The organism is Faecalibacterium sp. An58 (genome assembly GCF_002161515.1).
In the GTDB taxonomy this organism is placed as follows: Bacteria; Bacillota; Clostridia; order Oscillospirales; family Ruminococcaceae; genus Faecalibacterium; species Faecalibacterium avium.
In genome coordinates this window covers 1-22573 of the sequence record NZ_NFHX01000028.1, presented here as the reverse complement: position 1 = coordinate 22573, position 22573 = coordinate 1, and the positions used below count along the sequence as shown (strand labels likewise).

Genomic DNA, 22573 nt, shown 5'->3' with positions numbered 1-22573 from the left:
CAGGCCGCACCCGGCGGCCCGCAGTCATATTCAACATCGTATCGCAAAGGAGAGAATACCATGAAAGACCTGAAGTTCTATGTTTGCACCCACTGCGGCAACCTGATCGAGACCATCCACAGCTCCGGCGTTCCCATGATCTGCTGCGGCGAGCCCATGAAGGAGCTGGTCCCCAACACCGTTGAGGCCGCCGGCGAGAAGCACAAGCCGGTCATCGCCGTGGAGGGCAGCACCGTCACCGTTACCGTCGGCTCGGTGGCCCATCCCATGACCGACGCCCACCTGATCCAGTGGGTGGTCCTGGAGACCGAGCAGGGCGTCCAGCGCAAGACCCTGACCGCCGACGCCGAGCCCAAGGCTGTGTTTGCACTGGCCGAGGGTGACAAGGTGGTCGCCGCCTATGCGTACTGCAACCTGCATGGCCTGTGGAAGACCGAGGCCTAAACCAAAGACCCATCCGCCCCTGCTTTCCCCCGGGAAGGCAGGGGCTTTTTTTGCGTGTCGTTTGACACGCTCCAGGGGGAACCCATTTCTGCCTGCTGCGCAGGTCAGAAATTCCTTCCCCCTGGTATCCCCCTGGGGACAAAATTTGGCGCTGAACCGCGCACTCGGCCTGACGGCCTCGCACACTCTCAGCGCCAAATTTCCCTGTATGTGTCCCGTCCATCCGCACATGTCGGCTGGACGGGACTTTTTTGATAGTCTGCGCCCCTGCTTTCCCCCGGGAAGGCAGGGGCTTTTTGGGTGCCGCCCGCCGCGCACAGAAATGGGTCCACTCTAAAACGCCCCGCCCCCTGTTCTTCTTGACACGGGCCGGCGGGCGTGGTATTCTTTTGGTGCACCTGTAATACAGGTATACAATCAAACCCGGCAGGGCGGGTGTTTCACCCTGCCGCCGGCAACACAGGGAGGCCTTTATGTCTATCTTCCACAAACCCACCCGTCATCAGGTCATCGTCACCAGCTGCGTACTGGCATGGATCTTCCTCGTCAACGTGGCCGCTGTCGCCCTTGGCATCACCGCCTGGGCGCTGTATTTCGTCACCATCTTCTTTTTCGCCCTGGGGGCGGACAAAAAGAACATCCCCTCCATCTTTGCGGGGGGCAGCCTGGGCCTGCTGGCCGCTCTGGGCCTGCACGCGGGCACCTTCGGCCTGGCGCCCTCTCTGGGCGCGCTGGGCGCTTTCTCGCTCAGCATCGGCGTGGTGCTGGCCGTGATCATCCTGGGCGGCACCGTCTGCCCGGTGGCCTGCAACAATGTGGCCTTTGCCTACCTGACGGTGGCTACCGTCAACTTTGAGTCCGTCAGCCTCGCCTCGACCGGCTATAACCTGCTGGTGCTGTGGCTGGGCGGCGCCGTCATCCTGGGCGGCTCGGTGGTGGCCGCCGGCATCGGGGAGAAACTGGCCGCCCGCCGCGCCGCCGTCCCGGAAGAAACCCCAGAATTGTAAAATCGGCCGCCGGATGCTACAATAGAAGTATATTTCTCAAAAAGGAGCGTCCGGCTATGGCAATCAAGAAAGTGGTAAAGAGCAGCGTCAGCCAGCAGGTCTTTGACCAGCTGCGGGAGCAGATCCTCTCGGGCAGCTGGAAACCCGGGCAGAAGCTGCCCTCAGAAAACGAGCTGGCCGCCCAGTTTGGGGTCAGCCGGGTGACGGTGCGCAACGCCCTGCAAAAGCTCAGCGGCCTGGGGCTGCTGGAGACCCGCTTTGGGGAGGGTTCCTTTGTGCGGGGCGCGGGGGCGCAGGCCGCCCTCAACCAGCTGGTGCCCATGCTGTACCTGGGGCAGGAGACGCTGCGGGATATCCTGACCTTCCGCCGGATGGTGGAGGGCCCCATCTGCGAGATCGCCTGCCGCCGGGCCACCGACCGGGAGATCGCCGGGCTGCGGCAGCTGGTGGATCAGATGGAGCGGGCAGTGGGAGACCTGGCCGCCTTTGCCCGGCTGGACAGCGCCTTCCACGAGCAGCTGGCCCAGCTGACCCGCAGCACCATGATGCAGCAGATCTACCAGATCATCGACGACGCCATGCAGTCGGCCTACCGCCAGAACGTCCGCCAGCAGAGCGCCCAGGTGGCCCTGCACTGGTACCGGGAGATCCTGGACGCCTTTGAGGCGCGGGAGTCGGTCCGGGCCCGCCAGGCCATGGAGCAATCCCTGGCCCAGACCTTCTGGATCTCCACCGTCTACCAGAACGTGGTGAACATGGAGTCCGCCTGGCCGGACCGGGTGGCCGTGCGCTATTACGACGAGGCCGCCGGCGGGGTGCGGGAGATCCTGTACAAAGAGTACGCCGCCGACATCCGCCGGATGGTGGGCTGGCTGCAGCGCTCGGTGCCGCAGGTGCAGGGCCGCCACATCGGGCTGCTGGCCCCCAGCGGCTATCCCTATGCGGTGGCCATTTTCGGGTGCATCCTGGCGGGCGCGGTGGCCGTGCCCCTGAACAGCGAGAAAAGCTGGCCCGAGCTTGCCGCCGAGCTGGACCGGGCCGACGTGGACTGCCTGCTCACCGACGGCAGCTATGCCGCCCGGGAACCCGATTTCGCCCAATTTGCAGGCCAGGTGCTGGAGATCGGGGCCTTTGCCCGCTGCACCGAACTGGCCCAGCTGTCCGAATGCCCCGACCAGGACGCTTTGGCCCTCATCCTGTTCACCTCCGACACCACCGGCCGCAGCAAAGGGGTGATGCTGAGCCAGCGCAACCTCTTTGCGCCCATGCGGCTGTTCACCGAGCCCTTTGGGGCGGTGCGCCGCCAGCTGGAGCTGGGGGAGGACTACCGGTTCTCCTGCCTCAGCGTGCTGCCCCTGTTCCACATCGCGGCCCTGACCAGCCTGGTATCCTGGAGCATCAGCGGCAACACGGTGCATTTCTGCACCGACCTGCGCCGCCTGTACCGGGACCTGGCCGCCATGCCCAGCGACGCCATGGCGGTGGTGCCCACCCTGCTCAAGTCCATCCACCACGATGTGATGAAGGGCCGCGCCGCCCGCCTGGGCAAGCTGCGGATCTTCACCTGCGGGGCCGCCACCTACGACCCCCAGATGCTGGCCGACCTGACCGGCAAGGGCTTTTTGATCATCCAGACCTACGGCCTGACCGAGACGGTGGGGGACGGGGGCTGGAACAGCGCCCAGGACGAGGCACACCTGCCCTCGGTGGGCCTGCGCGACCCCGACATGGAATACCGTCTGGAGGACGGCGAGCTGTGCATGAAGGGGGACGCGGTGATGCTGGGCTATTATAAGGACCCCGAGGCCACCGCCGCCGTGCTGCGGGACGGCTGGTTCCATACCGGGGACCTGGCCCGCATCGATGAGGACGGCTACATCTACCTGACCGGCCGCAAGAACAACCTGATGGTCCTGCCCAGCGGTGAGAACGTCAGCCCCGAGGAGCTGGAGGCCAAGCTGGCCCGCTGCCCCGCCGTGCGGGAAGCCCTGGTCTGCCAGAAGAAGGGCCGCATCTGCGCCCGCATCCTCTGCCGCACCGCCCTCCAGCCCCAGGTGCGGGCCTATATCCATACCCTCAACCGCACGCTGCCGCTGTACAAGCGGATCACGGCGGTGGAATTTACCGATCAACCTCTGCCCCGCAACGCCCTGGGCAAACTGCAAAGAGAGTGAACCCTCCCTTTCTGCGCCGGGGCGGCCCGGCTCACAGAAAGGATTTACTCTATGGCTCAGATCAAGATCCCCGTATCCACCATCGATCAGCTCGTCGCCCGGATGGAGACCGTCTATGCGGACCGGGTGGCCATGCGCTACTGCGACGAGGCCGCCGGCAAACAGATCCGGGTCCCATAAATTCTCCCCTGCCCCCGCCTTGCTCCCTTCGGAGACGGGGGCTTTTTCTGTCCGCCGCGGTTTGTCAAGAGGGAAAAAAGCGTCAAAATGCGTCGGGGGCGGGCAAACAAAAAGCGCCCGCCGGAGCGGACGCATCGCGAAACGATTTCGGAGATCATGAAAAGATCACGACCGGACGACATGTGCGTACGGTCGTGATACATATTCAGTGGTAGACCTTCTGCACCACGCCGTCCACCAGGCGCACCAGGGGCGCGGCGCGCCGGCCCAGCAGACGGGGCAGGATGGCGCGGCCCAGGGTCCATACGCCGTCAAAGTTATAGGCGATCACTACGGCGCACAAAAGGCCGGTCCACAGGCCGTACCAGGGCACTTCGGCCAGGGTGATGCCCGCCTCGGCCACCAGCAGGGCCACGTTCACCCCCATGTGGGGCAGATGCAGCCGCAGGCGGATCATCGAGCGGCTGTCGATCACACGCAGCACGAACACCAGCACCATGGCCAGGAAGGACGCATAGGTGACCCCCACCGGGCCAAACCACACGATGCCCAGATAGTTCATGACGCAGTTGGCCACCGCCCCCGCCATCATGGTGTACAGGCTGTGGGTGGACTGCTTGTAGACCACATAGATGCTGTTCATGAACTGGGTGAAGCAGGAGAACACCGCCGCCAGCGTCAGGTAGGGCACGAACTGCCAGGCGTCGAAATAGCTGGACTTCATGATCAGCATGACCGGGCGGCAGAGCCACAGGATGCCGCCGGCGCAGCAGAACATGACGCTGGCGTAGCTCTTGAACACGTTGGAGTAAAACCGGCTGCGGCCGTGCTCCTCGGTGACGGCGGACAGCTGCCAGGCGTCGTAAAAGATGGTGCCCAGGGTGGTGAGGATGGTGGGCAGGAAATAGCCGGTGGACAAAAGGCCGCTCCACTCGGTGCCCGAGCGGCCCCCGTAGCCCTCGCACAGGGCGTTGACAAAGAACATATCCGAGGCGTTGATGATCCAGAAGCTGATCTGCGCCGGGATCATGGGCAGGGAAAAGCGGAGCATCTCCCGCCACAGGGTGCGGTTGATGCGGCTGAAATCGATATAGCGCCACAGGGTGCCGGTGACAAACAGGAACAGGCTGCTGGCAGCGTCCCCGCAGATGATGGCCAGCAGGTAACCCTCGGCGCCCATGTCCAGCACCACCAGGTAGAGGACATAGAACATCAGGGTGGCGAAGGTGCACAGCACCCCGTCCACTCCCACCAGGCGGTTCATCTCACGGCTGCGGATGAACTGGGTGCAGAGGGTGCGCAGGCAGCTGGTGAGCACATAGATGCACAGCAGCACCCCGTACCCGGCCACCCCCGGCACCCTTTGCAGCAGCGGCCAGCAGAGCAGCAGCACGCCATAGCCCAGCAGGATGGTCAGCAGGCCGTTGGTGAACACCTGCTTTTTGCTGTTGCCCTTGTCCAGGCCAAAGCGGATGATGGCGTTGCTCATCCCCATCGAGACAAAGGGGATGAGGAGGTTGGCGCACTGGCTGAGCAGCTTGGAGATGCCCATGCTCGCGACGTCCCGCATGGCGTAGGTCAAAAAGGGCTGCACGATCAGGGTGAGCAGCTTGGATGAAAAGCTGCTGATGGCAAAGATCATGGTGTTGCCCGCCAGCTTTTCGTATTTGTTCTGCCCCCGGGCGGGGGCCTTTTTTTCTTCCAAGGCGGAATACCTCCTTATTCGTCCCGCAGCAGGGCGCGGCGGGCCTTCCAGTCGGGCAGCCGCTGGGCCACCTGCTCCCAAAAGGCCGGGCTGTGGCCGGGCACCAGCAGATGGCACAGCTCGTGCACCACCACATATTCCTGCGCGGCCAGGGGCATCCCGTACAGCGCCAGCGCAAAGGTGACCTGCCGCTTGGCAGGGGCGCACACACCCCAGCGGCTGGTCATGGCGCGCACCCTGACGGCCGGGGGCTGCGGCCCCAGGCGGGACGCAAAGGCGGGCCAGGCCGCCTCCACCAGGGCGGTGAAGCGATCCAAAGCCTCCTGCCGGTCGGGCAGGGGACGCGCAGCGCGCCGGGCCGCACGCTGGCGGGCCTGTTCGATCCAGGCGGCGTGGGATGCCACAAAGGCGTCGGCCTGGGCTGCCGGGACCCGCAGGGGGATGCTGACCGCTACCGTGCCGTCCGCCCGCACCCGCAGGTTCAGATTCTTGACGCGGCGGCGGACCAGCTGGTAGCAGATCTCCCCCACCTGGCGCTGGCTGACCGCGCCGTCCTTAGCTCCCATGGCCTTCTTTGGCGCGGCGGCGAAGCAACCGGCCCAGCGGCAGCTGCGCCGCCACCACCGCCGCAAAGATCAGCGCACAGCCCGCGATCTCCCGGGCGGTCAGGCTCTGGCGCAGCAGCAGCCAGCCGCCCAGCGCCCCGAACACGCTCTCCAGGCACATGGCCAGGCTGGCGATGGCGGGGTCAAGGTCCTTCTGGCCCAGGATCTGTAGCGTATAGCCCACCCCGCTGGACAGCACCCCGCAGTAGAGCACCGGCAGGGCGTTGGCCGTGATGTCGGCCAGCGTCACCGTTTCGGTCAGCAGGGAGGCGGCGGTGCTCTCCACCGCCACCACCAGAAACTGCACCAGGCTCAGCCGCACCCCGTCGGTCCGGGGGGCAAAGTGGTCCACCGCCATGATCTGGAAGGTGAACAGCACCGCGCACAGCAGCAGCACGCCGTCGCTGGGGCGGATGCTCCCAAAGCCGTCCTGCATACACAGCAGGTACAGCCCCGCCACCGACGCCGCCACACAGCCCCAGATCTGCACCGGGCTGCGGCGGCCAAAGACAAGCCCCGCCACCGGCACCAGCACCACATACATGGCGGTGATGAAGCTGGCCTTGGCGGTGGAGGGGTCGAGGGTGATGCCGGTCTGCTGGGCCGCCGATGCGGCGAACAAAAGGGTACCGCACACGCACCCGCCGGTCAGCAGAAAGCGGCGGTCCGGGCTTTGGGGCGCGGCGGAAGGAGGCGCTTTGCGGCGGCGCATCGCATCAAAGAGATGGCAGACCGGCCACAGAGCCGCCACAGCCAGCCAGCTGCGGCAGGCCAGAAAGGCAAAGGGGGCCAGCGACGCCCCGGCGCTCTGGGCCACGAAGGCCAGGCCCCAGATCAGGGCGCAGAGCACCAGCAGCAGGGTATTGCGGGTCTGTGTCCTCATCCTGCCACCCCCTGGGCTGCAAACATCCCATACAGGTAGTAGCGGCTGGAATCGTAGGAGACGGTCAGACGGTACTGGGCCGCCGGGTCCAGCCCGCTGATGGTGAATTGGTAGTTGGTGCCGTCGGTGGGGATATAGCCGGTGGAGCCGTTGATGTACTGGGCCCCGCCGTCCACCTTTTTCCACAGGGCGATCTTATAGCGCTGGGTGCCCTCGGCGGTGCCGCAGGCGGTGATGGTCAGGCTGTCCCCCGACACCTGGAAATAGCCGGTGTTCCTCGTCCAGATGCCGTTGTACACCCCGTACAGGGTGCCGTTCGACACCACGTTGGTCCACTGGGCGGTGGCGTCGGTGCCCTCGGGCAGCAGGATGGGGTCGGCGGTGGCCGCGGCCCAGTTGGTGGTGTCCTCCTCCTGCTGGGCGTTGCTGGAAAAGCCCAGGGCGTTGGCCACCCCGTTTTTGATGCTCTCGCAGCCCGCCAGGCTCAGGGCCAAAGCCCCCGCCAGCGCCAGCGCGCAGAGCGCACGGATGATGTTTCTGTTCATAGAAAAACCTCTTAAAACATGGAAATCATTCAAATCATTGAAAACATTGAAAACATTGATTTCGTTGATCGGTTCAGAGCCTGACAAACTGCGGCGTGCGCAGATACGCCTTATTATACCGCACTTTTGCCTTTTAGACAACCTCTGCGGCGCTGTTTGCCGCCTGCAAAGCCTGGCATTCGGCCTGGGCGAGCTGAGCCCAGGCGCTGTTTGCGAACAGCGAGCCATACCGGTACAGGGCATAGCCCCCCGCGCCCTGTGCGCGCAGTTCATCCACCTGCCGGGCCAGAGCCTGCCCGGTGGACCACTGGGCCGTGCTGTCGGGGTTGGCGCCGCCGTCCCCGTCTCCGATCCGGTAGGCGCCCAGCCCGATGTAAAGGGCCGCAGAGCCCCGGGGCATGGCCAGCCACTCGGCCAGGATATTGGGATAGGCAAAGCGCTCCGAGCCGCCGGACAGGGTATACCCATACCCCCAGTAGAGCTGGGGGCACAGGTAATCCACCACGGCGTCCTCGCCCTCGGCCGCCAGCCAGCCGTATACGTCGCTGTACTGCTGGTGGACGTCGTTGTCGGGGTTGCCCTGGGGGCTGACCCCAAACCGGAGGGTAGGGTCCTGGGCCTTGACGGCGTCGTGGGCCGCCTTGACCAGGGCGGTGACGTTCTGCCGCCGCCAGGCGTCCAGGTCCTGCGCGCCGCTGGCCGCAAACTGGGCCGCGTCGATGGACGGGTCGGTGGTGGGGTAGAAGTAATCGTCAAAGTGCACCCCATCCACCGCATAGCGGGACACCAGTTCCGCCACCCCGTCCACCACATAGGCGGCCGCCTCGGGGATGGCCGGGTTCAGATAAACGCCGTCGGCCACCGTCACCACCCATTCGGGGTGGGTGCTGGCCAGGCTGGCGGGGCACAGCTGGGCGGGCTGGCTGGCCGAACCCCGCAGCCGGTAGGGGTTGATCCAGCCTTCCAGGGACAGCCCGCGGCTGTGGGCCTCCGCGATCAGGGTATCCAGCGGGTCAAAGCCGGGGTCCTGCCCCTGTACGCCGGTGCACAGGTGGCTCCAGGGGAACAGGGCGCTGGGGTACAGCGCGTCCCCGAAGGGCCGCACCTGCACGATGACGGTATTGAGGCCCAGGGCGGCGCAGTGGTCCATCATGGCGGCCGCCGACGCCCGGAACGCGTCCGCCGAGGTATAGTCCATCCCCTGCAGCTCGATGTAACTGATCCACGCCGCACGGTATTCGCCCGGCGACGCCTGCTGCGGGGCGGTGGGCTGCGCTTTGCTTTGGCTGCGGCTTGCCCATACCAGGCCGGCCCCGGCCGCCGCCCCTGCGCCCAGCAGGAAAGCCCGCCGCGTCAGACGCCCCCTGGCGGCACGGCGGGGCGCGGTGCGTTTCGTTCTCTTGCGGCTCATCCCATCCGCCTCCTTCGGTGATACTATAACACATCCGCCCCTGTAAGGACAAGTCAGCGTGTCGAAATACGACACGCTTTAGGGGGAACCCATTTCTGCCTGCTGCGCAGGTCAGAAATTCCTTCCCCCTAATATCCCCCTGGGGACAAAATTTAGCGCTGAACCGCGCACTCGCCGCAAAGCGGCTCGCACACTCTCAGTGCTAAATTTCCCTGTATGTGTCCTGTCCATCCGCACATGTCGGCTGGACAGGACTTTTTTGACAGTCTGAGGACAGGTTTCTCATAAAAGCTTTGCATTTTCTTCAAAATCTGCTATAATGTAAATCGTTCCTGTTCGTCCGCTCTCTGCATCCAGCATATGCGGCACGACCATGGGCCAGTAGCTCAGCTGGTCAGAGCTGGCGGCTCATAACCGCTTGGTCTTATCGTCCGGCGCTTCCAAAACATCCGCATATTCGTCGTTTTCTCGCCGTCATAACGGCAAAAAAGCGTTTCCACCTACTTTTTACCTACGAAGGGCATCCGAATGCGCCCTCGCAGGTCCAGCTTCATCTCCATACGGGCCAGTAGTTCAGCGGTCAGAACTCCCCGCTCATAACGGGGTTATCGCGGGTTCGAATCCTGCCTGGCCCACCAAAAAGCACGAAACATCGCGTTTCGTGCTTTTCTTTCTGCCTTTTGGCGGAAATTGTTTATTCGCTGTACAGTTCCTGGCTCATCTGTTTGCGTATCTCCTCGCGGCGGCGGTCATACACCTGGGTATAGATCGCCAGCGTTGTGCTGGGCTGGGCGTGGCCCGCTTCCGCCGCCACTGTGGCGATGCCGATGTTGGGGTTGGACAACAGGATGCTGACGAAGGTGTGCCGGAACATGTGGGGGTGCAGCCCTTCGATGCCCGCCTTTTTGCCGACCCGCCGCACCAGACTGCCGTAGCTATCCGGGTTGATGGGGAAGCCGTGGTCGTTGCAGATCACAAAGTCATTCCCTCGCAGAGCCAGCAGGGAAGAAGCATACTTGGCCGATTTTCTATCCAGGCTTTTCTGCCAGGCCGCGCCCATCACCTTTTTCTGAGCTTTCCACTGCCGGTAGTAGTCCTCCAGGAAAGCCATAAATTCCGGTGCAACGTCCACATCCCGGACATTGTTCTCTTTGGTTGCGGTGAGCTGGTAGCCGAAATTCTGAAAGACCAGCAGAGACTTGGAAATGTGGATTGTGCACTCCTTGAAGTTCACATCCTGCCACGTCAGTCCGGCCAGCTCTCCGCGGCGGACGCCGGTATTCAGCAAAGACAGAATGATCGCCCGCTCCAGCAGGGAGCACTCTTTTAGCGTTTGCTGCAGGCGCTCCACCTCGTCTTTATGAAGGCAGTCCACGCTCTTTCCTTTCTTACCGCAGGCCCGTATCTGGGGCGGCTTGGCGTCTACGTTGTAGTTCTCGTTGGCGTAGTTGATCACGGCACGGATAAACATAACGTATTCCCGCATGGTTTTCTGGGTGATGGGCCGCTCGTCCGTCTCTACCTCAAAGAGAGTCTCAACCTCCTGTCCCAGCGCTTTTGCAATCTGCTGCGCGGAATCAAGCGAGACGCTTTCCCCGCGGAAGGACTTTTCCACCGTTTCTTCTTTGATGGTGCAAAATTCTGCGATTTTGGGGCAGGACATGGTCTTGTACGCCTTGGCCCCCGGTTTCAGCGTCGCCCGCTGATAGACCCGGGTGCATCCTTTCTCCAACAGGCGGAGGACCTGGTCGCAATCCTTCTTGGTGATGGTGCCGATCGGTTTTTGTGCGAACTGGGGATAGCCTCTGATTTTGTTGAGGTAGCCATTCTTATTACGGGTCGTATTCGCCTTGTTCCGGTGCTGCTCTGCATCGCCTTTCAGGCGGGCGGACGGCTCCAACAGAGAACGGTTGGAGTCAATGTACTCTCTTGCCACCTGCTCGAACGTTTTGCCGCCGCCAGCCATTTCCTTGTCGATCTGAGCCTGCTGCTCCCGCTCAAACTCCACCGCCGCCGCATTCGCCGCTGCCAGGCGCTGGCGGGCCGTTTTCAGCTCGGTAGGGTCAAAGTCAAAGCGGCCATAGCGCCGCTCCGATTTTCCATTCACCATGACAATGGCGGTGAGCTGGAAATACTTGGGCTTTTTCTTGGGTTCGATCAGTTTTACAGAAGCCATACTCGTAACCTCCTTTCTTCTGTCATGGTGAGTATAACAGGTTACAGCGCTAATTGTTAGGATACCGCCAATCGCTTCGCCATCCCTGACAAATCAGATTGAAGTCATTCCGTTGTTGAAGTATTCCGCCATTTTGCCAAGGTTTATATACCACTTGACACCGGACTGGAACGCTATCCCCGGCACTTCTTTGCACAGGCGGCGAACGTAGTAGGCCGGCAGTCCCATCCGCTGGCTGGCCTGCTTGATGCTGACGATTTGCGGCAGCACCACTTCTTCCACCTGGATAGGGGCCGCTTCGTTCAAAACAGGATTCTCGTACATGATGCTACCTCCAATCCAACTTCTCAGAACTTCACCGGCAGCATATTCTTTTTGCTGCATCCATTATAGCGTATCAGGACCTGCATCATGTACCGGTAGGACGCCGCCCCGCTCATGGCGTCGGCGTCGCGGACCAGCTTCATGGGGTAGATGGTGGCCAACCGTTTTACCAGGCGGCTGTACTTGTATTCATCCTTATAGAGGGCGATGAAGCGTATCACGCCCTGGATGATGCCCGGCCGCAGGGAATCGGGGTCGCCGTCCCATGCTTCGGCAATGGCCCGCAGGCCCTCGGTATAGATGTCCGGGCCATACTGCCGGAACTCTTTGAGAGCGGTGCTGACGCAGATAATCTTACGGTTGGCCCGTACATGATCGGTGCCCAACTGCAGCCCCGCCGCCTCGGTGGCGGCCAGGAAAGCGTGGGACTCGGCATCCTGGCCCACCAGCTTGGCCCGCAGCTTCGCACCCGCAGAAAGGGGAGTGGATGCGCCGGTCTGCTGAGCAAACACGAGAGCTTCTTCCTCTTTGGTCAGACCAACGTAGACCCGGCAGAGGATGGGCAAGTCATTGCCGCCGTTGAGGGTCTTGAGGCCCACGATGGTGTGCTGGCCGTCGATCACGATGTAGCGGCCATCCCGGTAGCTGACCTTGGGCGGATTGACAATGACGCCGTTGAACTCGGCCACCATCTGTTTGACCTTGCCCATCTGCAGCTTGCGCTGGTACTCGGCGGGGATCTCCAGGAAGGCGCTGTTGATGGAAATTTCTTTATAGGGATAAGAGTATAATCTCATAGGGTACGTTCCTCCACTTCATTTAGGTAGTTTGTGAGGCTTTGGGCAATCTCTGCAACTGCGGCCCGATTGTCAGAGTCGGTGAGAAGATCGGGATAATACTGGAAGGCTTGCTCCCACCGCTGCTTCAGATTGTCCGCCGCAGCCTCGATCTCGCACAGCATATCGCTGCCGGTGGCCCGGCGCTTTGCGTGATACCGGCTGGCCGCGATTTCCAGCAGCTGCTGGTTGTCGATTTTCACTGGCTGCGGTGCCAGCTCAGGAGAAGGAGCGGACGGAAGCTCTGCCGGCTCGCAAGGCTCCGAAGCCTCGGTTTCGAGTTTTTCTGCCTTTGCTCTTACTATTGCTTTCTTCTCTTTTCTACCAGCCCTTTTCTCATCCTTCGGCTTACAGAGTGTAGCCACCAGTGCCGGACGCTCCTCCGGGGCTGCGCGAGACACGGCGGCCAGCTCAGCCGCCGTGGGTTTCACCTCGCCGGACAGTATTTTGGCACGGATGCCGGAAACAGCTTCTTCTGCTGCATCCACTCCATTTGCGAACGACTCCGCCCGTCGAACAAAGCTTTCATTTACATTGTTCTCATCTGCAATCCGAAGTCTGGTGTGTTTTTTCCCGATCAGTTGGTCATTTTGACCAACTGATTTTTTTGCGGAACTTTTTCGATCTCCACCATTAGATTGCTTTTCGGCTTCATACTGTTTCCCAATCAAGTATTTTCGCTGTTCTGGCGTCAGATTTCGCCTGCCAAGCTGGTTTTTGCAAATCCAGACAATCGCTTCATAGCGGTTGGCGAACTCTTTTTCCAGCACGGTGTACTTGATTTCGGGATGATTTTTCAGAATCGCAAAGCGGTTATGGCCGTCTACAATCAGACCGTTCCAGACGATCAGGGGGCTGAGAATCCGGCCCTCCTCCAGGATGTTGGTTTCCAACAGGTTCAACTCCTCAAAGGTCAGGGGCGGAATCTTGCTCTGAAACTCGGGGTCAATCTTCAGCCGTCGCAGCATAGGCTTTGGCCTCCCTCCGGTTCGGGTCTCTGTGAACCATAGGCTGGGCATAGTAGTCAAACCCATAACGGGTCTGGCAATAGGTACAGACATCCTTGGTCCGCTGGCGCAGATCGGCGCGGCGCAGAGTCGCTCGCTTGGCATCCTGAAAGGAATGCAGGCAGACCGGACACAGCGTGATGAGAGATACGGTATTCAGATTGCGCGTGTAGCTACGGCTCATAGTTGACCTCCTGTCTGTTATAAATTGTTGTGTTGATATAAAAAGCCCGCCAGCCTGGAACATGATTCTCAGCCGGCGGGCCGAAATCTTGTTTGGGTTTCCTTCCCCCATTTGTCCTCGACGCCCCGGGGAGGATTGGGAACCTTCTGGCGGCGGATTTGCACCGCTCCATCGGCATTTCAGCCGCCCCGCCTTCTTTGTGGCCGGGCCGCGAGTTACGGAAGTATCATTGTCTGGAAGTACCAGAAGGCTGTTTATTCATTTTTCAAGGTCCGCTGGCTTCGGGCTTGTCCTCCGTTTGGGGGAGGCCCTTGCTGTGACTCTATGATACCTTAGAAATTTTTGTTGCGGGAGTGACTGGTAGACCCGGTTACCGTGTCTCTCAGACACGGTAGTGGCAGCAAACTATAGTGAATTTCTGATACCTTCCAAGATTTCAATGGCTTGTAAAACCTCCGCACGAATTGTTTTATTTGCTGAGGTTCTACCTAAAACAAGATGATCTAATGTCACTTCAAAGAACAGAGATAAATCTACCAGCAAGTCGATAGAACAAGCTCTCCGACCGCGTTCAATAGCCCGCAGATGATCGGTAGTAATACAAATTTGCTCGGCAAGCTCCATTTGGGTAAGTCTTTTTTCTTCCCGCAGAGCCTTGATTCTCTTTCCACATTCCACTGCATCGAAACGCATTGCATGATCCTCCAGATTTTGACGCGTGTATGGACGTGCAAAATCCGAAGGTCAGGGGTATCTGGCGATGTACGTTTCCCAGTGTTGGCGCATCTGTCACTCCCGTGGGGCGACGGAAGCGACAACCAGATAGCAAATAAAAAAGGCCGGCAGACAGCCGCAATTTCCCTAAGGAAATCGCTTCCGTCTGCCGGCTCGTCCGGCCTATAGCCGGTTCAGTCCTATCGAACAAACTTTTGACTCCTGAATTCTGTTCCTAAGGGCTTGTACCCAGTTCAACAGCAGATACAGTATGTCTCATTCCATATTCAGTTTTCGTTTCATGAGATTCGAAAGAATCAGGCGAACCTTTCAAGTTCTTCAGGCTTTTCGAAATGTAGGGATGCCCTCGTCACAGTGACCTTGTTCTTTTCCATCTGGATCACCCAGTGGCGATTGCACCTGGAGCATTTATGCAATCCAGTGACAATAATTTTTCCACACATCAGTCGGGTGCCACATCGGGGGCAGTTGGAGACGTTTAAATCCGCTCGCAGAACTTCACTCATAATGGTACCTCCTCATATTGAACGGTTGAACGAAGCGAAGTCTTTACTACTCTATCGAATTAAATCGCAGTAGAAAAAAGACCTCTTCTATTATCCGTGACAAAAAAAGGCATTTTTACCCCCTCTCTAAATGTAAAAAATCAAGGCTGATTTTTGGTAATTTTGCCACAAAGCATTGAAAAGAGCATTTTAATACTTATTTTTGAGAACTAAAATGTTATTCCAATGCTTTTATAAGTACGATAAACTATTTGTAAGGGGACGATAATGCTTATGACTGTGTTGGAAAAATTGGGGTATAATATAAGGGTTGTACGAAAAAGAAAGGGACTGACCCAGCAGCAACTTGCAGATCAGAGCCACATTTCTTTGAAGCATTTGCAGCTGATTGAGAAGGGAGTCAAAAATCCTTCCTTCGAGATTCTTCGCTCGCTAACAGGAGTTCTGGGTCTTTCTATCGACGCCTTATTAAATTCCTCGGATGGAGAAGATAAATCTGCGGATGAAATGCGTCAGCTCTACCTTTCCTGTCCATCTGAAGCCAGAGAAACACTACTAAACGCAACACGTACGCTTTCCCATGAACTAAAAAAACTTATGGACAAATCCACAGATCAAGCGGATTCTTCATCCTGATAAAATAAAACACAAGCCGGTGGGGGTATCCTTTACCGGCTTGTGTTTTATTATTTCTAAATTTATGAATCGATTTCTAGTAGCCATGCCAGCCGTTCAAGCCCGCATTGGATACTTTTTCCTACCCGGCGCTGGTCAACCCTCTCTTTCCGTGCAATCTCCGCAATTGTCCTACCCAAGTAGAATCGTGCATATATTCTCCTTCTTTGGGCGGGTGGCAGCTTTCGGATTGCATTCTGCAATTCTATATATAACCATTTATTCTCTATGATATTTTCTGGAGCTAGGGGTTGTACTAAAAGGCAGCCTTCTATTCCGTCTCCATGGTCCAGAGAATAGTAAGCCTTATACCTGAACTTCTGGCGCTCGTATGTAGCTTCTACCCGTTGACTTGTCTGAATTGCAGCCCATACTTCGTCAGTCACCTCCACAAAGATATCGGCGCTATATATATCAGGATACAGTTCCCGCAGATTGATTTCCTTCATTGATACCTCCATTACGGTTCACGAATCAACGAGTGAACACGAACAGAGGTGGTGGGCGACACTGTTCAGTGAATCCCACACTTTTGTCAAAAGTCCAATAGAACCTTTTAAATAGATACGATAATGCCCATCCAAAGGTAGAGATAGAGGGATAGATAGCTAGAATTTTTTTGGTTGATTGCTAAAACATCCCAGACGAGATCGAGGTTCTTTATATTTCACAGCGGTTTCTCCGAAATAGTTTACTCTTATGAATACACAAAAAGAGTGACGGCCTTGATGTGTTTCAAAGCCGTCATCGGGGCGATATTGTTGATTGAGTACACGAAAATATCTGCCCCGCACCGGTTTTTTCCTTGTCAGGTGGATTACTCTTGTCGGGTTTAATTTTTCCCTTCTGCAGCTGCCTCTTTCAGCCGAGAAAAGCTCTCATCGCTGATAATGTGTTCAATCCGGCAGGCGTCAACCTCCGCAGTCTTGGGGTCAACGCCTGCGGCGATAAGCTGCTCGGTAAAAAAACAATGTCTCTCATAGATTTTTTCAGCAACCTCGCGGCCCACATCGGTCAGATGGAGAAAGTGATCTTCGTCCATTGTAAGAAAGCCGCCGTCCCGCAGGATCGCCACGGCATGACACACGCTGGGCTTTGACACCTCCATGTGTCGGGCCACATCTACGGAGCGTACCATGCCGAGTTTCTTTTGGAGAACAAGGATGGTTTCCAGATAGTCCTCCCCGGACGCATGAAGTTTCATCTTTACCCCCTAACAGTGAATTTCTTGTGATGCAAAGAAATTTTCTAATATGCCAATACATTTTTGGGCTGTTTCAAAATCATAATCACAGCGAATGATCTCGAAAAAACTTGCCAGATATGCTCTGGACAGCAACCAGCAAATATCCTCTGCATAATTGTTATTTAGCTTCGACAGGCGGTGGTAGACACTTTTTTCTATGGCGCTGTAAAATTCATTGTAATATGAAGTGCATCTACATCGGACAACTATTCTGAACACATCCCAGTAAAGGTAGACCAATATCAATCCCTGTTCAGGCATGATAGAACAAGCAGCATTAGTAGGGCAGTTATTCAGAGTTTCTAATAGCTTCTTTGTAGCGGGTTCAACAACAGCACGATATAAAGCATCTTTGCCGGGGAAACGGTGGTACAATGCTCCTGTTGTCACGCCTGCCTGTTTACATATCGTTTTTAGAGAAGTCCCGTGGTATCCATTGTGCAGAAAGCTGTCCTTTGCACACCCTATGATTTTTGTGGTCACTTCTTCTTTTGACATTTTTATGAACCTTTCCCTCATCCAGCAACAAGTATCTTTACGCCGATTGCAATAAGAATCAATCCGCCAAAAATTCCGGCCCACTTTTCCATGCGGTTGCCAAAGATGTTTCCAATCTTAACTCCGACGCTTGAAAGCAAAAATGCTGTACTACCAATTAGTGAAACGGCAACAATCATATTCACTTGCAATGCAGCAAAAGTAACACCTACTGCAAATGCGTCAATGCTTGTTGCAATGGCGGCCGGGATCATTACTGTAGGAGCGATTGATGCTGAGTTCGTTTCTGAATTTTCTTTCAGAGTCTCTCTCAACATATTCAGTCCAATCAATACAAGAAGGATAAAAGATAATGCGCGAGAGATAGGTGCAATATAGTGAATAAAACTTTCTCCACACAAAAAGCCAAGGAGAGGCATAATCAACTGAAAGCCGCCAAAATACAGGCCGGTTACAATACACGCTTTTTTACATTGTCCTTGAACAGTTAGTCCTTTGCCCACAGAAACTGCAAAAGCATCCATCGCAAGACCGACTGCAATCAAAAGCAACTCTACTCCGTTCAACGATGCCCCTCCTTCAGCTTCGGTTTACACAGCCCAGCCAAGGCTCTCCTGCTGAATATGAAACAGTTTATGATACAGACCGCTCTTCTTCATTAGCTCATCGTGGGTTCCATGCTCTACCAACCGTCCATTGTCAAGAACGAGGATCTGGTCCGCATCCACAACTGTACGGAGGCGGTGGGCAATCATAATAACCGTCTTACCTTCCACCAGTCTGGCAATCGCCTTTTGAACCAGAACTTCATTCTCCGGGTCGAGGGATGCTGTGGCCTCGTCAAGCAGAATGATGGGCGCATTTTTCAGCAATGCGCGGGCGATGGAAATACGCTGGCGCTCACCGCCGGAAAGGGTGCTACCGTTTTCACCGAGGACCGTCTGATACCCGTCCGGCATTTCCCGGATAAATTCATCACAATAGGCTGCTTTGGCAGCAGCAATTACCTGATCGTCTGTTGCGCTTGGATTGCCCAGCCGGATATTGTTCATAACCGTATCATTGAACAAGGTCACATCCTGGAATACGAAAGACATATAAGACATGAGGCTTTCCGGCTCCATACTCTTGATGTCTTTGCCGCCCACGGTGATCTTGCCCTTCTGAACATCCCAAAAGCGGGCAATCAGTTTGGAAATCGTGCTTTTACCGGAACCGGACGGGCCAACGAGGGCAGTCACGCTCCCCTGGGGAATTTTGCAGGAAACATCTTTGATGACATCTTCCTGATTGTAGGCAAAAGTCACATGGGAAAGTTCAATATCGCAGTTCGGGACCGTTTTCCCGTCACCGTCCATTGCAGGAGTGGTGAGCAGGGTACGCATACGACTTGTAACTACATTCAAATTCAGCAGCGAGGACAAATTCGCCAGGATTGCCAAAATAGGGCCATAAATCCGCGTGACCATCAGCAGGAACATGAGCAAAGGCAGCAGTTCAATTTGTCCACTGGTCAGGAGGATAGCACCGACAAAGATTGTAATGCCAATACCTGCCTGCAAAATCATGCTGGCGCTGGACATGAACACGCCGACAGCCATTTCTACCTTGATGGCGATCTTTTTCATCGCCAGTAGAGCTTTATCCAACGCGCTGAAATGAGAGCCGGACAGCCCGCAGGACTTGATGATCTTCATGCCTTCCAAGTATTCCTGTACCTGGTCAGATGCAGCCAGTTTTGCGTCAACCTGCTTTTCAAAGAGTTTCTTTTGATGGTTCCGGCTGAGCCAGATAATGAGGAAGGCAATCGGAACCGTGATGAATACGCACAGGGCAAGCCGCCAGTCAAAGAAGGCCAGCAGGATGCAGGTCAGAGTCACCGTGATGCCGTTTGCAATCAGCGGAGGGATCGTGCTGCTGAGCAGGGACTCCATGCTGCTGCAATCTGCCATCATATTCGTGGTCAGTTCGGAAAGGTCCTTGGTGTTAAAGAAATTCATAGGGAGTTTCCGAAGATGCTCCGCAATCCGCAGCCGGGTCGTATTCGACTCCTTATACGAGGCAATATAGGTTTTGCGGTAATCGTTTTTGGCGGCCAGAAATACCAGGATGGCCGAAACAATACCTGCGCCCCACAGCATCCAGATATGGTTCCACTGAATGGAGCCGCCACTGACAAAGGGTGTCAGAATTTCACTGAAAATCATAACAGTTACACAGAACGGCAGAAGCATAGCCAGGTTCGTCAATGTGCAGGCGAAGATTGCTTTTTTCAGATCTGCGTAACCCTTGTCTGACAAAAAGAGAGCTTTTTGTAATCTGCTCATAGTTACACCGCCTTTCCGCTGATTTTCCAGCCAATCGCTTCTGTATAGTGGTTCCACATTTGTGCATAACGTCCGCCCGCGGCCACCAGCTCGTCATGTTTTCCTTCTTCAACCAGGTGACCTTTCTCCATGACGATGATCTTATCTGCATTGCGGATCGTGGAGAGGCGGTGTGCGATGATGATAACTGTCTTACCCTGCATCAGCTTTTCAAATGCTTTCTGGATCAGGTATTCATTCTCCGGGTCGCTGAACGCCGTTGCCTCATCCAGTACGATGATAGGCGAGTCTTTGATTATGGCCCGCGCAATGGCAATCCGCTGGCGCTCGCCGCCAGAGAGATGGATGCCTTTGGAGCCGACCACCGTGTGATACCCGTTGGGCAGTTTGGAGATGAACTCGTGGCATTGAGCCGCTTTCGCCGCCGCAATCACTTGTTCCTCACTGGCCGAAGGGTTGCCCATACGGATATTATCCAAAATGCTCTGCTTGAACAGGAAAATATCCTGGAACACAAAGCTGACATGGTGCATCAGGTCATCCTCCGCCATATCGCGCACATCTACGCCGCCGATGGTAATGCTGCCGGAAGATACATCCCAAAAACGAGAAATCAGATTGGCAATCGTACTCTTGCCACCGCCGGACGGCCCAACAATGGCCGTGATTTGTCCCTGCTTCGCAACGAAGGAAACATCCTCCAGCGCCTTTTCGTGTGTATCTCCCGTGTAAGAAAAGCTGACATCCTTGAAAGCAACATCATCATTGGCGGGTTTCTTGGGATGGCTCGTTTCCGGCATTTCGGGGATGTTCAGAATTTCATCCATCCGAGCCACGTTTCCATCAATCTGCATGAACGACTCGGAGATGTACATGATCTTGTTCAACACGCCGGAAATTGCGGGTACAAAGAGCAGATAGAAAATGAAGGTCATGGCAAACCCAGCAAAATCATCCGACCTGGAGCCGATTAAAATTCCGACAGGTACAATAATCAGATAAACATTATTGATGATTGTGGTGAAGGCGGGCATACAGTTCTGCCAGCCCAGGGAAAATTTCAGGACCCACTCTGTATATCCGGTAATCGCTTCTTTGAGCTTTTTGAAAGAGGATGCCGTCTGGTTAAATGCCTTCACAACCGACATTCCACGAACATACTCCACAGAAGCGTTGTTCATTTCCTCCAGGGCTTTTTGATACTTGCCCATATTCTCTTTCATCTCGCCGCTGCCAAAGCCAATAAACTCCGCAACAAACGCCAGAATGATACCGACCAGAGAGGCAAGACCGAACCGCCAGTCAACAGCCAGCAAGATGATGACCATGACGATGGGAGCCGTGACGGACGCCACAAAATCCGGGAACTGATGGGCAATAAACCCTTCCACGCTCTCGATATTCTCATCCATGATTTTACGCAGACGCCCGCTGCCGATGGTCAAATGATAGCCCAACGGAATTTTGGTGATATGGTCAGCGAACAAGACCTTCAGCTCGTACAGTGTACCGAACGCCGCCATGTGGGAACTGAAAATAGCCAGAAAATACAACAGGATATTAGCCACAATCCCGGCGAGCGCCAGCCAGCCATAATTCATGACCATTCCCATATCTAACTGGTCAAGGTTCGGAAAAACACCGATAATTGAGCGGATCATAAAATAGACCGCTATGTACGGGATGAACGAAGCAATGGCCGCCAGTGACGAAAGAACCGCAGCTAAGAATACAAGGCCCTTTCTGTCAGAAGCCAATTCCATGCATCGTGCCAAACCCGTCTTTGGTTTTGCCTGTTTCGACTTTGCGTTTGACATAGCATGAACCCTCCTTAAAAGTGAAAATGGCGAGGTTAGCAACTTCTAACCTCGCCATTCATTTTATCAATCTTTGAAATTGCCTGCTACTCCATATCTCTGTTCTGGTGTCAAAAATAGCCCAAAGATACCAGAGAGTTAGTCGTAACTATATTGTCCTTAGACAATGCCTGCCTTCTGGAAATGCTTTTTGAACACGCCTTTTGCAATCAAAGCGCCGACGATGCCTGCAACGAAGGTCACAACAGCAATGATGACTACCATTGTTCCATTCATAAAGCTATGTAGCTCTGTCAGATACTCGGCACTCACGCCGTTAGAGGTGGACATATCATCCACATAGCCGGTCATAATGACCATAGGGAGATAGGTGCCCAGCGCAAAGAATGTCATATAGACGGAATAACCAATGGTATTCAGCCAGAAGCTCTTGTAGTGGCCGGCGCGGGCCAGCAGCTCCGCAATTACGGCACCGACAATAAAGCCAACGGCAACCGCCCATCCTGCACCAATCAGGAACTCAATCAAGCCGATTACCACACCGCTCAAAAGGACGCTCCCGGCCTTTGGCACTTTAGCGCGCATCAGCATATAGATAATGCCTCCAGGAATTGCAGCAATGGCGCTCCCAAAGGCGAAAGTCACCACGGTAGCTGCGGAGGCAAAGATGCACACCATTACCACAGCAAAGAATAACACCGTAAAAATGCCCAGCGTGATAAAGTCCTTTGCTTTCATTTTGTCGGATGCCCCGACAGGTTTTGCTTGTTCACTCATACAGATAGCCCCTTTCTATTATTTGTATATAACTAAGATGAAGTCCTTTCAGTCACGCGAATGACACGGGAACAAATCTTCATCAGTAGTTCATTGTCATGGGAAATCACCAGGATGGCTTTCCCTCTTTTGGACAGCGCACTTAAAATTCCTGCAACGCTCTCCATGTTTTTGTAGTCCAAGCCGCTTGTGGGCTCATCAAAAATAAGTACCTCTGCATCCCGGAGTGCCGCAACGCCAATAGCGGTGCGCTGCTTCTGACCGCCAGAGAGGGACATTGGATGCCGCTCTTTATAAATTGTCAAATTCAACTCGTCCAGAATATCATCTATTCGTTTTTCATCTTTATCCTTTTGGTCAGACAATGCCAGCAGTAGTTCTTGGTAAACGCTTGTTAGCGTTCAGCTGAAAAAACCATTTGGGGTTCAGCGGAAATAACCAAACGTAGATCAAGTAAAAAGACCAAACAACCCAGATTTCCAATCAGATTATTCTTTCGCTGCTATCGGTT

At 56.0% G+C, this 22573-nt stretch carries 25 protein-coding genes and 1 tRNA gene; 6 read left to right on the top strand and 20 right to left on the bottom strand.

Going from position 1 to position 22573, the window contains the following annotated elements:
- Positions 1–60: 60 nt before the first annotated feature.
- From B5G12_RS12140 to B5G12_RS15110, 4 genes are all read left to right on the top strand, one after another.
- On the top strand, positions 61–444 hold the full coding sequence (locus B5G12_RS12140) for a desulfoferrodoxin family protein (RefSeq protein WP_087231146.1): 384 nt from the start codon (positions 61–63) through the stop codon (positions 442–444).
- A gap of 473 nt (positions 445–917) precedes the next feature.
- Entirely contained in the window at positions 918–1451 is a 534-nt protein-coding gene (locus B5G12_RS12135) for a hypothetical protein (protein WP_087231150.1), read from the top strand.
- Positions 1452–1507: 56 nt separating this feature from the next.
- Positions 1508–3625: an AMP-binding protein gene (locus B5G12_RS12130; RefSeq protein WP_087325088.1), complete on the top strand. Its 2118-nt coding sequence runs from the start codon at positions 1508–1510 to the stop codon at positions 3623–3625.
- Between the two features lie 51 nt (positions 3626–3676).
- Positions 3677–3805 (top strand): hypothetical protein, encoded by a 129-nt coding sequence (locus B5G12_RS15110; RefSeq protein ID WP_275532649.1) that lies wholly within the window; start codon positions 3677–3679, stop codon positions 3803–3805.
- A gap of 205 nt (positions 3806–4010) precedes the next feature.
- Here the strand turns inward: B5G12_RS15110 and B5G12_RS12125 are convergent, their stop codons facing one another.
- The 5 genes from B5G12_RS12125 to B5G12_RS12105 form a co-directional block, all read right to left on the bottom strand.
- On the bottom strand, positions 4011–5510 hold the full coding sequence (locus B5G12_RS12125; protein WP_242956031.1) for a lipopolysaccharide biosynthesis protein: 1500 nt from the start codon (positions 5508–5510) through the stop codon (positions 4011–4013).
- 14 nt (positions 5511–5524) lie between these two features.
- A complete protein-coding gene (locus tag B5G12_RS12120) occupies positions 5525–6076 on the bottom strand; it encodes a M48 family metallopeptidase (protein WP_087325087.1) in 552 nt (183 codons plus the stop codon).
- Positions 6066–6998 (bottom strand): DMT family transporter, encoded by a 933-nt coding sequence (locus tag B5G12_RS12115; protein ID WP_087325086.1) that lies wholly within the window; start codon positions 6996–6998, stop codon positions 6066–6068. Before B5G12_RS12115 ends, B5G12_RS12120 begins: the two co-directional genes overlap by 11 nt.
- The gene (locus B5G12_RS12110) at positions 6995–7543 is read right to left on the bottom strand and encodes a hypothetical protein (RefSeq protein WP_087325085.1); all 549 of its coding nucleotides are present in this window, start codon (positions 7541–7543) and stop codon (positions 6995–6997) included. The genes B5G12_RS12115 and B5G12_RS12110 overlap by 4 nt, the downstream gene beginning before the upstream one ends.
- A 133-nt stretch (positions 7544–7676) precedes the next feature.
- Positions 7677–8954 (bottom strand): glycoside hydrolase family 10-like protein, encoded by a 1278-nt coding sequence (locus tag B5G12_RS12105; RefSeq protein ID WP_087325084.1) that lies wholly within the window; start codon positions 8952–8954, stop codon positions 7677–7679.
- A gap of 562 nt (positions 8955–9516) precedes the next feature.
- Between B5G12_RS12105 and B5G12_RS12100 the strand changes: the two genes are divergently transcribed.
- A tRNA-Ile gene (locus tag B5G12_RS12100) sits at positions 9517–9592 on the top strand.
- Between the two features lie 56 nt (positions 9593–9648).
- Here the strand turns inward: B5G12_RS12100 and B5G12_RS12095 are convergent.
- The 7 genes from B5G12_RS12095 to B5G12_RS14420 form a co-directional block, all read right to left on the bottom strand.
- A complete protein-coding gene (locus tag B5G12_RS12095; RefSeq protein ID WP_087325083.1) occupies positions 9649–11130 on the bottom strand; it encodes a tyrosine-type recombinase/integrase in 1482 nt (493 codons plus the stop codon).
- A gap of 93 nt (positions 11131–11223) precedes the next feature.
- Positions 11224–11454, bottom strand: coding sequence for a hypothetical protein (locus tag B5G12_RS12090; RefSeq protein ID WP_087325082.1), 231 nt, complete (start codon positions 11452–11454; stop codon positions 11224–11226).
- 23 nt (positions 11455–11477) lie between these two features.
- Positions 11478–12251: a DUF6551 family protein gene (locus B5G12_RS12085; protein ID WP_087325081.1), complete on the bottom strand. Its 774-nt coding sequence runs from the start codon at positions 12249–12251 to the stop codon at positions 11478–11480.
- Positions 12248–13258 (bottom strand): ParB N-terminal domain-containing protein, encoded by a 1011-nt coding sequence (locus B5G12_RS12080; RefSeq protein WP_087325080.1) that lies wholly within the window; start codon positions 13256–13258, stop codon positions 12248–12250. Before B5G12_RS12080 ends, B5G12_RS12085 begins: the two co-directional genes overlap by 4 nt.
- On the bottom strand, positions 13236–13481 hold the full coding sequence (locus B5G12_RS12075) for a hypothetical protein (protein ID WP_087325079.1): 246 nt from the start codon (positions 13479–13481) through the stop codon (positions 13236–13238). Before B5G12_RS12075 ends, B5G12_RS12080 begins: the two co-directional genes overlap by 23 nt.
- Positions 13482–13886: 405 nt before the next feature.
- Complete coding sequence (locus tag B5G12_RS12070) at positions 13887–14174, bottom strand: helix-turn-helix domain-containing protein (protein ID WP_087325078.1); 288 nt, start codon at positions 14172–14174, stop codon at positions 13887–13889.
- 338 nt (positions 14175–14512) lie between these two features.
- Positions 14513–14722 (bottom strand): hypothetical protein, encoded by a 210-nt coding sequence (locus tag B5G12_RS14420; RefSeq protein WP_144064147.1) that lies wholly within the window; start codon positions 14720–14722, stop codon positions 14513–14515.
- Positions 14723–14995: 273 nt separating this feature from the next.
- Between B5G12_RS14420 and B5G12_RS12065 the strand changes: the two genes are divergently transcribed.
- Positions 14996–15358, top strand: coding sequence for a helix-turn-helix domain-containing protein (locus B5G12_RS12065; RefSeq protein WP_087325093.1), 363 nt, complete (start codon positions 14996–14998; stop codon positions 15356–15358).
- 62 nt (positions 15359–15420) lie between these two features.
- On the opposite strand, the gene B5G12_RS12060 is transcribed toward B5G12_RS12065, so the two are convergent.
- The 8 genes from B5G12_RS12060 to B5G12_RS12025 all read right to left on the bottom strand — a co-directional run bounded on the left by B5G12_RS12060 (position 15421) and on the right by B5G12_RS12025 (position 22427).
- A complete protein-coding gene (locus tag B5G12_RS12060; RefSeq protein WP_087325077.1) occupies positions 15421–15846 on the bottom strand; it encodes a sigma factor-like helix-turn-helix DNA-binding protein in 426 nt (141 codons plus the stop codon).
- Positions 15847–16229: 383 nt separating this feature from the next.
- Positions 16230–16601, bottom strand: coding sequence for a metal-dependent transcriptional regulator (locus B5G12_RS12055; protein WP_087325076.1), 372 nt, complete (start codon positions 16599–16601; stop codon positions 16230–16232).
- Between the two features lie 9 nt (positions 16602–16610).
- Complete coding sequence (locus B5G12_RS12050) at positions 16611–17141, bottom strand: TetR/AcrR family transcriptional regulator (protein WP_158099720.1); 531 nt, start codon at positions 17139–17141, stop codon at positions 16611–16613.
- 17 nt (positions 17142–17158) lie between these two features.
- Positions 17159–17665: a manganese efflux pump MntP gene (locus B5G12_RS12045; protein ID WP_343286639.1), complete on the bottom strand. Its 507-nt coding sequence runs from the start codon at positions 17663–17665 to the stop codon at positions 17159–17161.
- A gap of 66 nt (positions 17666–17731) precedes the next feature.
- The gene (locus B5G12_RS12040) at positions 17732–19468 is read right to left on the bottom strand and encodes an ABC transporter ATP-binding protein (protein ID WP_087325073.1); all 1737 of its coding nucleotides are present in this window, start codon (positions 19466–19468) and stop codon (positions 17732–17734) included.
- 2 nt (positions 19469–19470) lie between these two features.
- A complete protein-coding gene (locus B5G12_RS12035) occupies positions 19471–21285 on the bottom strand; it encodes an ABC transporter ATP-binding protein (RefSeq protein ID WP_087325072.1) in 1815 nt (604 codons plus the stop codon).
- 159 nt (positions 21286–21444) lie between these two features.
- Positions 21445–22062 carry an MptD family putative ECF transporter S component gene (locus tag B5G12_RS12030; RefSeq protein WP_087325071.1) on the bottom strand — a complete coding sequence of 206 codons (618 nt, stop codon included), beginning with the start codon at positions 22060–22062 and terminating at the stop codon, positions 21445–21447.
- A gap of 32 nt (positions 22063–22094) precedes the next feature.
- Positions 22095–22427, bottom strand: a complete 333-nt coding sequence (locus tag B5G12_RS12025; protein ID WP_242956030.1) for an ATP-binding cassette domain-containing protein — start codon at positions 22425–22427, stop codon at positions 22095–22097.
- Between the last annotated feature and the right edge of the window lie 146 nt (positions 22428–22573).